Origin of the sequence: Rubrivirga halophila, from assembly GCF_046845755.1 — a bacterium.
Lineage (GTDB): Bacteria > Bacteroidota > Rhodothermia > Rhodothermales > Rubricoccaceae > Rubrivirga.
The window spans coordinates 661,736-675,057 of record NZ_CP177357.1 but is presented as its reverse complement, the minus strand read 5'-3'; the positions used below and the strand labels follow the sequence as shown (position 1 = coordinate 675,057).

Sequence of the window (13,322 nt, the reverse complement as noted above, 5' to 3'; positions counted from 1 at the left end):
TGAAGCTAGGTGGCCGCCCGTGCGACATCGTGGTACAGGGAGGCCATTCGTGCGCATTGCACAGCGAGGTCGTACTCGGCCTCGACGCGGTGGCGAGCGGCACGGGCGAGGCCGCCCCAGGCGTCGGGGTGGTCCGCCACCCAGCGGAGCTCGCGGGCGAGCCCCTCCACGTCGCCCTCATCCGCGAGGCGGCCCGTCTCGCCGTGGATGAGCAGCTCCGGGATGTCGCAGTGGCGCGTGCCGACGCCGATCAGCCCCGTCGCCACCAGCTCGGTCAGCGCGACCGGCGAGCCCCCCTCGGAGTCGCCGTCGGCCGCGACGCGGCTGGGCTGGAGCACGACGTGGTGGCGGTAGGCCTCGGCGCGGAGCGTGGCGTGCGGCTGGTAACCGAGCAGGCGCGTGTGCGCGCGGAGCCCGGTCTCGTCGAGGGCCGTCAGGATCTCCCGCTTCTCGCGGTCGCTGGCGGCGTCGCGGCTGGCGTCGCCGATGATGGTGAGCGCGACCGGCGTCTCGCGCGCCACGAGGCCCAGCGCGCGGACGGCGTCGGGGAAGCCCTTCTTCTCGCGGAAGCTGGCCGCCAGCAGCACGCGCAGCGGCTCGCCGGCCGCGCGGCTTCGAGGCTCGAAGGGCACCGCCGCCGTATCGATGCCGATCCGGATCACGGCCAGCTTGTCGGCCGGGCACCCCAGCGCTTCCAGCGTCCCGCCCATCGCCGGCCCCTCGACCACCACCCGCGCCGCGCTCGCGAACAGCTCGGGGTAGCGGCGGCGCCAGCGCGGGTTCTTCCGCACCAGCAGCGAGGCGTCCATCCCATAGAAGGACACCACGTGGGGCGACCCCGCACGACGGGCGGCGGCACGGTTGGTCCAGCCGACATCGCCGAAGTGGGAGTGCAGCAGGGCCGGTGTTCCCGTCTCAGCGGCCCGCTGGCGGAGCGTCTGAGCCAGGAGGGGCGGCGAGCGACGCAGGCGGGCGCGGCGCAGCAGCCGCCCCCCGGCGCCGTCCGGCGGCGCGACGCGCAGGTCGGCGACCGGGAACCGGTCGAGGTCGCGCGTCTGCTCGCAGACGACGGTGGTGGAGATCGGGCCTGGCCCGAGCCCCTCCGTCCCGGCCACCAGCTGGTGCATCCAGAGCTGGGTCAGCGGCAGCCAGACGGGCGTACTGTGGACGACCGGTAGCATCAGGAAGGCTTTCGCGCGACGAGGCCGTACCCCGGGGGGTACGTCGCACTTCGCAAACTGTCGACGCGGCGGACCGGTGCCCACCGGATCGTGCGCCGCGCGAGGCTCCGGAGGGCATGCGTAGCCGGGCCTGCGGGGATCGTTTTGCCGACTAGGTCGAACAGCACGGCGACCGGACCGCCGTACTCCGACAGTCTCACCATCCTCAGGACGTGGTCGGCACTCCACTTGTCCGAGTTGAAGCGCGTGTGGCGGTGATGGTCGCGGGGCGTCTCATGGATCCAGTACAGGAACGGCACGCCCGGGATCATCGTCCCGCCGGAGCGGAGCACGCGCGCCGTCGCGCTGAAAAACCGCCCTGGATCGCACTGGTGCTCCAGCACGTCGATCGCCAGGAGCGCGTCCACCCAGGCGTCGTCCAAGGGGTGCCTCGGTTGACCTCGTCCTGAACGCCGAGGTGCGCGGTGCCGTGCGCGCCCGCGGGCAAGCTGGTGCAAACGATGTTGGCGACATGGGGTTGGTGTACTTGGTAACGCGGCACATTGCCGCAACCCAGCCCAGCCAGCATCCCGAGGGCGGGCCCCCGGAGCACGTCGCTGTGGGCCTCCCCGCTCAGGTCCCCCATCATCCGCGAGCGGACGCGGACGTGGTCGGTGTCGGCGCGAAAGCCGCGGGGCGTCTCGACGTACTTGCCGCGCGCCCACTGCACATTGTAATTATTGATCAATATAAGGCAGGACAGACTTCTATAGCTCACGATACTAAACACAAGTCACTTTTCAACGACTCATGATTTATGATTTAAATCTTACTAGGAAACCACGTGACCTCTTAAAATCGAGAGCGCTTCGCGATAGGGTTTCAGCTGAAAAGTAGCAGCCGCAGACCCAAACACACCGACCCCAACTGCGGTCAATGAAAGGAGGGCGATCCAAGGGCTCGACCAGTCGCCGACAAATCTGTCTACGCCCAGCATCGCAGTAGCCATCAGCGCCGAACAAGCTATAACACCACTAATTGAGCGAACAAAGTCATAGAACGAGACACCGATCAGCGCGCCTGGAATCCGAATTGATGGATACCAGAACACGTATTGGTGAATCGCATAAGCGATGGCTACTCCCAGGACTCCCCACTGGGCTCCCATAGCAAACGCCGCGACCGCGGAGACGTTGATCACAAGATTCCACCTGAACTGCAGGTCCGCTCGCCCTTGAGAGAGATACAAAACTCCAGTGATGGATCCGAGGGGTTGCTTGATGCCGACAAGGCACAGGATCTGCAGGATGGGGACGACACCAGCCCATTTGTCTGTGTAGACGGCTCGGACGAATGGGTCTGCCAGAATGAACAATCCCACCATCAGTGGGATAGTGATCAGGCCAGTGATCCCTATGGCCCGAAGGTAGCCGCGCTTGAGCCGGGGTAGATCGTCTTGGTATCGGGCCATCGCAGGAAACAGGACGCTAGACAACTTGCCGGTCAACTGGGTGATGGGCAGCATCATGGTCTGATACGCGCGCGTGTACAGGCCCAAGCTCGCGGCACCGATCACCCGGCCGATGATCAGGTAGTCGGCGTTACGAGTCCAGTAGTTGATCACGTTGAACCCCAGTACGTTGCCACTAAAGCCCAGCAAGTCCCGCACGGCGGCCCAATCGAATGTCCATCGTGGTCGCCACGGGCATGCAGCCCACACCAAGACCGCCGTCGCGAGTGCGTTGACAAGAATCTGACCGATCAGACTCCAGACGCCGTATCCGGAGAGAGCCATCACGACCGCGACGCCCCCCCCAGCGACCGCCGCTGCAACGTCTCGGAGTCCGAGAGCCTTGAAGGCGAGATCTCGGCGGAGCAGTGCTGCCGGCACTACGGCGAGGGCGCTGAGCACAAACTGCAGAGCGACCGCTCGGGTTAGCATCAACAGTTCAGGCTCCTTGTAGAACGACGCTACGAGCGGAGCCAGCGCGGCGATGAGCACCGCCAGCGCGCTACCCACACCCAGATTGAGCCAGAATACAGACGAAGTTTCCCGGTCCGTAATTGTGTCCCGCTGGATCAGCGCGGATGCAAAGCCGCTGTCGACGAACATCAGGGAGAAGCCGGACAGTACAGTTACCATGCCAACCAACCCGAAGTCCTCCGGGGACAGCAAACGAGCCAGCACGACTCCGACGCCGAACGTCAGCGGCTGAACTAGTAGTTTGGGCGCCGCCGCCCACCCTAGAGCTTTGACCACATCGCGCTGCGTGGGGCGCGGCACCGGAGCGTTCTCCAGATCCCAATCCGTATCTGGGGGCGTCACGTGGCAGCTAGCTGCCGTTTGGCTCGAGCGACAAACCGCTCCACGTCCGCTTCGGAGACCAGGGGAGGCGGCGCGCGGTTCTCGATGGTCGGGTCCAAGCAGTTGGACACGCGCTTGAGTCGGACAGCATGCGCTAGGTATTTCGCTTCGACCCAACGAATCACACCGTCAGGGTCGTCGCAGAATGCGTCGTATTCGATGGTGATGTAGCGATCTGGTGAGAGCGCCGTCAAGCTCCGCCGCGCCGCTTCACGGACGGCCCAAGACTGGACCACGGCCCGCTCTGCCTCCGATTCAAAGCTGAGGCTAAGGATGGGCTCAGGGACGGTTGTCCACCAGTCACCTTTTCCCACCCCCCTCTTGTGCCGAGCCCTAATCAGGGAAGAGCTAGTCGAAACAAGATCACGCTCAACGTGCACAAATATAGCGCTTTGAAACAAATTAGACAATGAGTCAATTCGCAAAGAATTTCCGTTATTTTTGACGAGAACAGGAGCGCTATATATTCGCTCTATAAACCTTAGCAGGGCCGCGAGTCGGTTCGGATTTGCCGTCCTCAGAAATCCAGAACCATCAGCATCATGGTAGTTAAACCCTGGAAACCACTGCTCGAACAGCGCCCACCCGTCACTGATTGACGTTTCCCCCTTGACAACGCCCAAGCGACTATCATAAGCACGATTCGATACACCTTTCAATCTAGAAATTACAGAGGCAATAGCTGGAATCCGAAAATGCTTTTTTACATAGTTGGATATATAAGCAAACTCGAAAGTATTAAATATATGCTGGGTCACCACGGTCGTTCCGCTGCGCGGGCTCCCGACCACAAACAAAGGGGGCATTGAGGGAGACGACGACTCACCAACGACCAATTGGTCCACGGTCACGAGCGCGTTTCGGATGACCCTCCTGGGCATCATCGGCCAAGCAGTCTTCGGGCGACTCCCTTCGCCTCAGACACCACCTTCGTGGCGATGCCCTCTTGCCAGTAGAGCTGAAACGGCCAGATTTCAGCGCCGAAGCGACCCTTAAATCGGGCAACCCCCTCATGGCCTCCGCTTGGATTAAAATCGAAGTATTTAATTTCCCGCTCGATGCATAGCTTCATTAAATGAGGTATTAGCACATTGTTGGGATAGCACTCAAACTGATCCTCATGCGCCGCACCGTGCCACCAGACGGCGTGGTCATTCCAATAGAACATGAGCGCACCGGAGGCGAGTACACCGTCGCGCTCAGCGAGCCACAACTGTACGTGTTCCGGATGAGATGTCGCCATTTTGAATACAGCCTCGAAGAGACTCCATTCATACTGACTTGTCGCTTTATCTCCCCACCGCACAAGCGATGCCTGATAAGCCTGGTAGTAGCTCTGGAAATCCTGAATGCAGTCCGCCTTACGGCATGTGACACCCATCTTGACTCCTTTCTTCAGACTGCTCTTGTGGCCCTTCGAGAACCCCGGGATGAGGCCGTCCGAAGTGTCAGGCAGAGACAAAATGTGTGTTGAACCCTGCGTGGCCCGTCCCCAATCGGAGTCGGGGGCAGGGCTACGGTCCAGAGTCACCCACAGTGGGTTGCCGGTGACTAGGTGGGTACCGAGCGGACCGGAAAAAGAATGAGCGTACAGCGCGTCGACGTCGGCCGGGTCGACAGGCCCGTTCGCAACGATTCCCCCGTAGTTACTACGAGCTGTAGATCGGTACTCCCGCAGGGCACCTGGGACGCGCACCGTAGGAAGGACGTAGTCCGTCCCGTTCGTCCCCACCATACCGACGGTGCAGGACTCTTCAGCCAGACCAGCGGCTTCGGCAAGCTCTGCCCACAGCGGGGAGTGAAAAAAGGTCGCGTATGGGCACGCTTCAGCGACCGCCCACCACACGTCTCTCGACACGGGACCGATGATCATCCTAGATGGCGGAGACGGAGCGAACCACGCAGTCCACGGCCTCAACGGCGCGCGCGGCCACCTCGCCCGCCTGGGGTGCGAGGTCAGGAAAGAGCGGCAAGCGGACGAGCGTCTCGGCGCCCAGCGTCGTCGCGGGCAGGTCGTAGTCGCAGCCGTTCTCGCGGCCGAACGGCGACGAGTGCAGCGGGACGTAGTGGAACACGGCCTGGAGGCCGGCCGCCCGCAGGGCGTCGATGGCGGCGCCGCGCAGCTCGGGCGTCTCCGTCCGGAAGTAGAACAGGTGCGCGTTGTGGGCGGCGCCCTCCGGGATGGTCTGGAGCGAGACCCGGCCGGCCTCGACGAGCGGCGCGAAGGCGGCGCGGTAGGCGTCCCAGACGGCCATCCGCTGGCGCTTGATCTCGTCGCGGCGGTCGAGCTGCGCCTCCAACAGCGCCGCCAGCACGTCGGACTGGATGTAGGAGCTGCCCAGGCTCACCCAGGTGTACTTGTCCACGTCGCCGCGCAGGAATGCCGCGCGGTTGGTGCCCTTTTCGCGCACCAGCTCGGCCTTGCGCGCCAGCTCATCGCTGTTGGTGAGGTAGGCGCCGCCCTCGCCGCACATCAGGTTCTTGGTGTCGTGGAAGCTGTAGCACCCGATGTCGCCGATGGTTCCGAGCGGGCGCCCCTTGTAGGTCGCGTCGACGCCCTGGGCCGCGTCCTCGACGATCACGAGGTCGTGCTGGTCGGCGATGGCCTGGAGCGCGTCCATGTCACAGGCGACGCCGCCGTAGTGGACCGGGATGATGGCCCGCGTTCGGGGCGTCACGCGGCGGGCCACGTCCTCGGGGTCGAGGTTCATGGTGCCGAGGTCCACATCGGCGAAGACCGGCGTGGCGCCGCGGAGCACGACCGGGTTGGCCGTCGAGACGAAGGTGAAGCTGGGCAGGATCACCTCGTCGCCCGGCCCCAGGCCGAGGGCCAGCATCGCCACTTCGATGGCGTGCGTGCACGACGTCGTCAGCAGCGCGTGCTCGACGCCGAGCCACTCGCGGAGCTTGGCTTGGACGCGGCGGCTCACGGCGCCGTCGCCGTGGAGCACGTCGTTGCCGAGCGCCGCGGCGACGGCGGCCTGCTCGGCGGGTCCGACAGAGGGTTTGCTGAATGGGATCACAGCGTCGGGACGTCAGCGCCGTCGAACGTGAAGGGAGTCGTCTCGCAAACCGCGGCCCACGGCGGCGCGGCGCGGTCCTTGGCGGACAGGTGCGGCCGCTCTACGGGCCAGTCGATACCCAGAGCAGGGTCGTCCCAGCGCAGCGAGCCCTCATGGTGCGGAGCGTAAGGGGCCGAGCACTTGTAGGTGAACAGCGCCGTCTCGCTCGTCACCGCGAACCCGTGTGCGAAGCCCGCCGGCACGTACATCTGGCGGCCGTTCTCGGCCGACAGCTCCACGCCCACGTGCTGGCCGAACGTCGGCGAGCCGCGCCGAAGGTCCACGGCCACGTCGTACACGGAGCCCTCCAGCACCTGAACGAGCTTGGCCTGCGCATGTGGCGGCGTCTGGAAGTGCAGCCCCCGCACCACGCCTCGCTTCGAGACCGACACGTTGTCCTGCACGAACGGGCCAGGGATGCCCGCCTCTGCATAGCGCTCGGCGTTCCAGGTCTCCAGGAACCGCCCGCGCTCGTCCTCGAACACCCGCGGCTCCAGAAGGCGCACGCCGTCGAGTTCCGTTTCGGTGACGGTCACGCGGTCACCTCCGTGTCGAGCAGGTCGAGCAGGTACTGGCCGTAGCCGTTCTTGGCGAGGGGTGCGGCCTGCGCCGCCAGCTCGTCCGACGAGATCCAGCCGGACCGGAACGCGACCTCCTCCAAACACGCCACCTTGAGCCCTTGACGCTGCTCAATGGTCTCGACGAAGTTGGCCGCCTGCAGCAGCGACTCGTGCGTGCCCGTGTCGAGCCATGCCATCCCCCGCCCCATCACCTCCACGTCGAGCGACCCCGCCTCCAGGTAGGCCCGGTTCACATCCGTGATCTCCAGTTCGCCACGCGGCGACGGTTTCATGGACGCCGCAATGTCGATGACCGCGTTGTCGTAGAAATACAGACCAGTCACCGCTACGCGCGACTTCGGCTTCTCGGGCTTCTCTTCGATGGTCTCTGCCCGTCCCTCCGCGTCGAACGACACGACGCCATAGCGCTCGGGGTCCTTGACGGTGTAGCCGAAGACCGTGGCCCCCGACGGCTGTGCGCTCGCGCGTCGGAGCTGGTCGGTCAGGCCGTGGCCGTAGAAGATGTTGTCGCCCAGGATCAGACAACTCGCGTCGTCGCCTACGAAGTCGGCGCCGATGATGAACGCCTGCGCGAGCCCCTCGGGGCGAGGCTGCTCCGCGTACGAGAGCGCCAGGCCCCACTGGCTCCCGTCGCCCAGCAGGTCTCGGAAGAGTGGGAGGTCGTGTGGCGTCGAGATGATCAGGATCTCGCGGATCCCCGCCAGCATCAGCGTGCTGAGCGGGTAGTAGATCATCGGCTTGTCGTAGACCGGCAGCAGCTGCTTGCTGATCGACCGCGTGATCGGGTAGAGCCGGGTGCCGGAGCCCCCGGCCAGGATGATGCCCTTTCTGTTCATGTCGTGCGTCGGGTCAGGTCAGTCGGAGGAGACGCCCAGGCGCTCCATTTTATACGCCCCGGAGAGCACGCGCTCCCACCAGTCGCGGCGGTCGAGGTACCACCGGACGGTCTGTCGGAGGCCCGTCTCGAAAGTCTCTTGCGGCGTCCAGCCCAGCTCCCGCTCGATCTTGGACGCGTCGATGGCGTAGCGCCAGTCGTGGCCCGGGCGGTCGGTCACGAACGAGACCAGGTCGGCGTGGCGCGCGCGCGCCGGGTCCATCTCGTCCATCAACCCGCAGATGGCGTGGACCACCTCGAGGTTGGTCTTCTCGTTGTGGCCCCCGATGTTGTACGTCTCGCCCGGCGTCCCCTGGGCCAGCACCGTCGTGAGCGCGCGGACGTGGTCGTCGACAAAGAGCCAGTCCCGGACGTTGTCGCCCTTGCCGTAGACCGGGATCGGCTCGCCCGCGAGCGCCTTCAGGATCACGACCGGGATCAGCTTTTCGGGGAATTGGAACGGCCCGTAGTTGTTCGAGCAGTTCGTGATGACCACGGGCAGCCCGTAGGTCCGGTGCCAGGCCCGCGCGAGGTGGTCGCTCCCCGCCTTCGACGCGGAGTACGGCGAACTCGGGTCGTAGGGCGTGTCCTCCGTGAACAGGCCCTCCTCGCCCAGCTCGCCGTAGACCTCGTCGGTCGAGACGTGGACAAAGCGGAAGGCCTCCTGCTCGGCCTCGGGCAACGCCTGCCAGTGCACGCGAGCGGCATGGAGGAGGGTGAAGGTCCCCACCAGGTTCGTCCGGATGAAGGCATCCGGGCCGTCGATGGAGCGGTCGACGTGGCTCTCGGCCGCCAGGTGCAGCACGGCCGAGGGCCGGTGCGTCTCGAACAGCCGGGCGATGGCCTCCGCGTCGCAGATGTCGACGGGCTCGAACGTGTAGCGCGCGTGGCCCTCCACCTCGGCCAGCGAGTCCAGGTTGCCCGCATACGTGAGGGCGTCCACATTGACGACGTGGTGCTCGGTGTCGCGAAGCAGGTGCCGGACGAGCGCCGAGCCGATAAAGCCGGCGCCGCCGGTCACGAGAAGTGTCTGAGGGGTCATAGAGTAGGAGGCCTGCGGGGAGCGCCTCCGCCAGGCGCGCCCGCAGGGGTCGGGGTTAGGCGGGCGTCTGGATCTCGGTGTCGTCTTCGCCGACGCCGCCCGGCCGGTCGACGGCCTGCACGCCGATGCGGACGGTCGTCCCGGGCGCCACGTCGGTCTGCGCCGTGTAGACCCAATGGCCGGCATCGGCCGCGGCCTCGCCCGACTCCAGCGCCGCGCCGTCGGCGTCGGTCAGCGCGACCACGACGCGCTGGACGTCGACGTCGTCCGAGGCGCGCACCACGATCGGGTCGCCGCTGGCGCCGGTGTAGCCCGACACGTCGATCTCGTCGACGGAGGGGGCGTTGAAAAAGTCGGCGACGGTGAGGCTGAAGATCGGCTTGCCCCGCGTTTCGGCCGCCGCCTCGTAGACGGCGCGGGCCTCCTCGTCGGCCATCACCACGCGCCCGTAGACGGTGGCCTGGCGGAACCGGTCGCGGTGCGCCAGCTGGGCCTCCGTGGGCTCGTGGTCGGAAAAATCGGGCGTGCGGCTGACGACCGTGCCGTCGCCGTAGCGCTTGAAGACGAGGTCTCCGACTTTGCCGCGGAGCTGCTCGAGGATGGGGTTGAGTTTGACGGTGGCCATGGGGTACCTCGGGAGAGATGGGAAGAACGGAGCGTCGGCTCCCCGTGCGCCCAGCCACGTCGCCTCGGCCCCGGCCGTCCCATGCGCATCCTGTAGGCATCCTAAGGGCATCCTAAGGGGCGCGCGGCGGTCGAGCGGCGTGCGGTGTCGTGGCCGTTCGTCGCACACGGACTCGACCTCAGTCAACGCCATACGCCCGAAACCTGTCAAGGGCATCCTCCCTCCCGGGTTGCCAGGACGGCCCATCCAAATCCCAATCAGCGCCGGTGATCGAGTTTCACCGCTCGCCCCATGACTCCTGTACGTCGCCCGCTCATCCTCTCCCCTCCTCACCGCAGGACGCCTCCCGTCAACCTCCATTCCTCCCAGCACGTCTTCCTGAGCGGAGCGGAGGATGACAAGAGGGCAGGCCCGCACATCGCCAAGCGCCTCGGCCAGCACGACCGCCGACCCCTCACCCACCCGGAGAGGGGACCTCGCCGGATGCATCGGCACTAGGGAGGGCACGCGGTCCACTACGCGGCGGTGGGGCGGGTGCGCAAGGCGGCCCGCGTATCGACGATGGCCGCGCCGCTCTCGGCGATCGCGTCCCAGTCGGTCCCCGCGTGGTCGGTCACCACGACGACCGCGTCCGCCTGCTCCAGCCCGGCCCCCAGGTCGGTGCTCTGGAGGTCGAGCCCCTCGTGCGCCAGCGACGGCACGTGCGGGTCGTGGTAGCCCAGCGTCGCGCCCTTCTCCGCGAGCAGCTGCAGGACGTCGAGGGCCGGGCTCTCGCGCATGTCCGAGATGTCCTTCTTGTAGGCCACGCCGACCACCAGGACGTGGCTGCCCCGCACGGCCTTGCCGGCGTCGTTGAGCGCGTCCTGCACCTTCTGCACCCAGTACGCCGGCATCGACGTGTTGACCTCGCTGGCCAGGTCGATAAAGCGCGCCGTGTAGTTGAGCGACCGGAGCTTCCACGAGAGGTAGAGCGGGTCGATGGGGATGCAGTGCCCGCCCAGGCCCGGGCCCGGGGTGAACTTCATGTACCCGAACGGCTTGGTGGCCGCCGCGTCGATGATCTCCCACGCGTCGAGCCCCAGCTTGTCGCACATGAGCAAGATCTCGTTCGCCAGGCCGATGTTGACCGCGCGGAACGTGTTCTCGAGGAGCTTGACCATCTCGGCCGCCTCGGGGCTCGCGACGGGCACGACCGTGTCGACGGCCCGGCCGTAGAGCGCCGTCGCGGCCTCGACGCACGCCGGCGTGACGCCGCCCATCACCTTGGGCGTGTTGACCGTCGTCCAGTCCTCGCGCCCGGGGTCGACGCGCTCGGGCGAGAAGCACAGGAAAAAGTCGTCGCCGACGCGCAGCCCGCCCTCCTCGAGGGCCGGCTGCAAGATCTCGCGCGTCGTGCCGGGGTACGTCGTGCTCTCGAGCACGACGACCATCCCGGGGTGGACGTGCGTCTTGATCTGCTCCGTCGCCGCCAGGATGTACGAGATGTCGGGGTCGCCCGTCTTGCGGAGCGGCGTGGGCACGCAGATGGAGACGCCGTCGCAGCCGGCGAGCACGCCGAAGTCGGTCGTGGCCGAGAGCAGGCCGGCCTCGACGAGCGGCGCCAGCCGGCTGTCCGGGATGTCCTCGATGTGCGAGGTCCCGGCGTTGATGCCCTCGGCGACGGCGCCGTTGACGTCGATGCCGACGACCTGGAGGCCCGCCTCGGCAAACACGACGGCCAGGGGGAGGCCGACGTAGCCGAGGCCGATGATGCCCACGCGCGCCGTGTCCGCCTCGATGCGGCCGAGGAGCGTGGAGAGGGGGGTGGTGGGGTCGGTCATCGAGAGATCGCGTGGTCGCGGGATACGGCTTCGCCGCGTCAGTCCCATGGGGAGATGACGGCGGCGGCGGAGGAGACAGCCCGCCCCAGACAGGCTGGGCAGGCGTCCCCCAAGCTACCGACACATACGGGAGCACACCTGTGGCATCAGGGCCCGTACCCTGTCAAGATTGCGCCTTGTTCGTCCTGCCTGACGGGACCTTCCGCAGTCGAACCTGGCGTGGGGAGGGGTCCTACCCCACTGCTGGCGCGGCCTCGGTGCGCATGATCCAGTCGGCCGGCACCTGCAGGCGGATGGACTGGCGGATCGAGGGGATGTCGAGCGTGAGGTACAGCGGCCGGGGCGAGCCGGCGACCGTCCCGCGCGCGCCCTTCATCGGGCCGTCGGTCACCAGGACCGGCGTGCCCTCGGGGAACGCGTCCCGAGCGACCGCCTCGACCTGCCCGGGCATGGCTTCGAGCGCGCGCAGGATCTCGATCTCGGCGTCCCGCACCTCCGCTAGGCGCGCGCCAAACGAGACCGTCTTGACGATCGCCTCGTCGGTCAGCACCACCAGCCGCTCGCGCTCGTCGACGTGGGCGAAGAGGTAGCTGGGGAAGAGCGGCTCACGGACCGTTTTCTTCCGGTCCGACCATTGGCGCAGGACGGTGCGCAGGGGCAGGCAGACCTCGAGACCGGCCTCGGTGAGCCGAGCCGCCACCTTCTTCTCGTTCCGAGGCCGGGTGTAGAACGCACGCCAGACGCGGTCCGAGGCCGGCCGGCTCACGACGGCGTCTCGACGGCAGCCCGGACGTACCAGGCGACCGTCTCCCGAAGCCCCTCGCGCACGGCGTGCGTGGGCGCATACCCGAAGGCCTCCCGCGCCCGCGAGGTGTCGGCGAGCGAGTGGCGCACGTCGCCGACGCGGAACGGCCCCATCGCCGGCTCCGGGGTGCGCGTCCCCGGCCGGACGTCCCGCAGGCCGGCCGCGATCAGGTCGTAGAGCTCGCGCAAGGTCGTCCGCTCGCCGTACGCGATGTTGTACAGCGCCGCCTCGTCGGTCGCCGGCGCCAGCGCCGCGCGGAGGTTGGCCTGGACCACGTTCGCGACGTAGCAGAAGTCCCGGCTCGTCTCGCCGTCGCCGTGGATCGTCGGCGTCTCGCCGTCGAGGAATTCGCCGATCCAGCGCGGGATGACGGCTGCGTACGCGCCGGCCGGGTCCTGCCGGGGCCCGAACACGTTGAAGTAGCGGAGGCCGACGGTCTGCAGCCCGTAGTGCTGCTGGAAGGTGTGGGCGTACAGCTCGTCGACCCGCTTGGAAACCGCGTACGGGGAGAGCGGCGTGCCGATCGCGTCCTCGACCTTGGGGAGGCCGGGGTGGTCGCCGTAGACCGACGACGACGACGCGAACACGACCCGCTGGACGCCGGCGTCGCGGGCGGCGACGAGCATGTGGACGAAGCCGTCGACGTTCGCGGCGTGCGTCGCGAGCGGGTCGGCGACCGAGCGGGGCACCGAGCCGAGGGCGGCTTGGTGGAGCACGAAGTCGGCGCCCTCGACGGCCTCGCGGCACGCGTCGAGGTCGAGGAGGTCGCCTTCGACGAGCCGGAAGCGTGCCCAGGCCTCCGGGCCCACCTGCTCTGCGACGTCGTCCAGGTTGGCGCGCGACCCTGTCGAAAAGTTGTCGAGCCCCACCACGCGCTGCCCCCCACGAAGCAGGTGCTCGACGAGGTGCGAGCCGATAAACCCGGCGGCTCCGGTCACGCACCACGTGCGCATCTCGTCCATCGGCGCGGGCATGTCAACGCTCATGA

At 67.0% G+C, this 13,322-nt stretch carries 13 protein-coding genes; all 13 read right to left on the bottom strand.

The features are described 5' to 3' along the window. Positions 1-5: 5 nt before the first annotated feature. The 13 genes from ACLIRP_RS02800 to ACLIRP_RS02740 all read right to left on the bottom strand — a co-directional run bounded on the left by ACLIRP_RS02800 (position 6) and on the right by ACLIRP_RS02740 (position 13,320). Positions 6-1,181, bottom strand: coding sequence for a glycosyltransferase (locus ACLIRP_RS02800; RefSeq protein ID WP_412062437.1), 1,176 nt, complete (start codon positions 1,179-1,181; stop codon positions 6-8). After that, positions 1,181-1,885: a methyltransferase domain-containing protein gene (locus ACLIRP_RS02795; RefSeq protein ID WP_412062436.1), complete on the bottom strand. Its 705-nt coding sequence runs from the start codon at positions 1,883-1,885 to the stop codon at positions 1,181-1,183. The genes ACLIRP_RS02800 and ACLIRP_RS02795 overlap by 1 nt, the downstream gene beginning before the upstream one ends. A gap of 107 nt (positions 1,886-1,992) precedes the next feature. Next, positions 1,993-3,486 (bottom strand): MOP flippase family protein, encoded by a 1,494-nt coding sequence (locus tag ACLIRP_RS02790; protein WP_412062435.1) that lies wholly within the window; start codon positions 3,484-3,486, stop codon positions 1,993-1,995. Further along, positions 3,483-4,331: a sulfotransferase gene (locus ACLIRP_RS02785; RefSeq protein WP_412063682.1), complete on the bottom strand. Its 849-nt coding sequence runs from the start codon at positions 4,329-4,331 to the stop codon at positions 3,483-3,485. Before ACLIRP_RS02785 ends, ACLIRP_RS02790 begins: the two co-directional genes overlap by 4 nt. Positions 4,332-4,405: 74 nt before the next feature. Next, positions 4,406-5,398, bottom strand: a complete 993-nt coding sequence (locus tag ACLIRP_RS02780) for a GNAT family N-acetyltransferase (protein ID WP_412062434.1) — start codon at positions 5,396-5,398, stop codon at positions 4,406-4,408. A 1-nt stretch (position 5,399) separates the two neighbouring features. Then, complete coding sequence (rffA, locus tag ACLIRP_RS02775; protein WP_412062433.1) at positions 5,400-6,548, bottom strand: dTDP-4-amino-4,6-dideoxygalactose transaminase; 1,149 nt, start codon at positions 6,546-6,548, stop codon at positions 5,400-5,402. Further along, complete coding sequence (gene rfbC / locus ACLIRP_RS02770; RefSeq protein ID WP_412062432.1) at positions 6,545-7,123, bottom strand: dTDP-4-dehydrorhamnose 3,5-epimerase; 579 nt, start codon at positions 7,121-7,123, stop codon at positions 6,545-6,547. Before rfbC ends, rffA begins: the two co-directional genes overlap by 4 nt. Next, the gene (gene rfbA / locus ACLIRP_RS02765; RefSeq protein WP_412062431.1) at positions 7,120-8,004 is read right to left on the bottom strand and encodes a glucose-1-phosphate thymidylyltransferase RfbA; all 885 of its coding nucleotides are present in this window, start codon (positions 8,002-8,004) and stop codon (positions 7,120-7,122) included. The genes rfbC and rfbA overlap by 4 nt, the downstream gene beginning before the upstream one ends. 18 nt (positions 8,005-8,022) lie before the next feature. After that, the gene (rfbB, locus tag ACLIRP_RS02760) at positions 8,023-9,084 is read right to left on the bottom strand and encodes a dTDP-glucose 4,6-dehydratase (RefSeq protein WP_412062430.1); all 1,062 of its coding nucleotides are present in this window, start codon (positions 9,082-9,084) and stop codon (positions 8,023-8,025) included. 55 nt (positions 9,085-9,139) lie between these two features. After that, positions 9,140-9,709, bottom strand: a complete 570-nt coding sequence (locus tag ACLIRP_RS02755; protein WP_412062429.1) for a hypothetical protein — start codon at positions 9,707-9,709, stop codon at positions 9,140-9,142. A gap of 515 nt (positions 9,710-10,224) precedes the next feature. Beyond that, positions 10,225-11,529 (bottom strand): nucleotide sugar dehydrogenase, encoded by a 1,305-nt coding sequence (locus ACLIRP_RS02750; RefSeq protein ID WP_412062428.1) that lies wholly within the window; start codon positions 11,527-11,529, stop codon positions 10,225-10,227. Between the two features lie 232 nt (positions 11,530-11,761). After that, positions 11,762-12,295, bottom strand: coding sequence for a UpxY family transcription antiterminator (locus ACLIRP_RS02745; protein ID WP_412062427.1), 534 nt, complete (start codon positions 12,293-12,295; stop codon positions 11,762-11,764). After that, complete coding sequence (locus tag ACLIRP_RS02740) at positions 12,292-13,320, bottom strand: SDR family oxidoreductase (RefSeq protein WP_412062426.1); 1,029 nt, start codon at positions 13,318-13,320, stop codon at positions 12,292-12,294. Before ACLIRP_RS02740 ends, ACLIRP_RS02745 begins: the two co-directional genes overlap by 4 nt. Positions 13,321-13,322: the final 2 nt, after the last annotated feature.

Coding starts and splice junctions, on each gene's coding strand:
- ACLIRP_RS02800 (WP_412062437.1), bottom strand. CDS start 1,181: ATGCTACCGGTCGTCCACAGTACGCCCGTCTGGCTGCCGCTGACCCAG.
- ACLIRP_RS02785 (WP_412063682.1), bottom strand. CDS start 4,331: ATGCCCCCTTTGTTTGTGGTCGGGAGCCCGCGCAGCGGAACGACCGTG.
- ACLIRP_RS02780 (WP_412062434.1), bottom strand. CDS start 5,398: ATGATCATCGGTCCCGTGTCGAGAGACGTGTGGTGGGCGGTCGCTGAA.
- rfbA (WP_412062431.1), bottom strand. CDS start 8,004: ATGAACAGAAAGGGCATCATCCTGGCCGGGGGCTCCGGCACCCGGCTC.
- rfbB (WP_412062430.1), bottom strand. CDS start 9,084: ATGACCCCTCAGACACTTCTCGTGACCGGCGGCGCCGGCTTTATCGGC.
- ACLIRP_RS02755 (WP_412062429.1), bottom strand. CDS start 9,709: ATGGCCACCGTCAAACTCAACCCCATCCTCGAGCAGCTCCGCGGCAAA.
- ACLIRP_RS02750 (WP_412062428.1), bottom strand. CDS start 11,529: ATGACCGACCCCACCACCCCCCTCTCCACGCTCCTCGGCCGCATCGAG.
- ACLIRP_RS02740 (WP_412062426.1), bottom strand. CDS start 13,320: ATGAGCGTTGACATGCCCGCGCCGATGGACGAGATGCGCACGTGGTGC.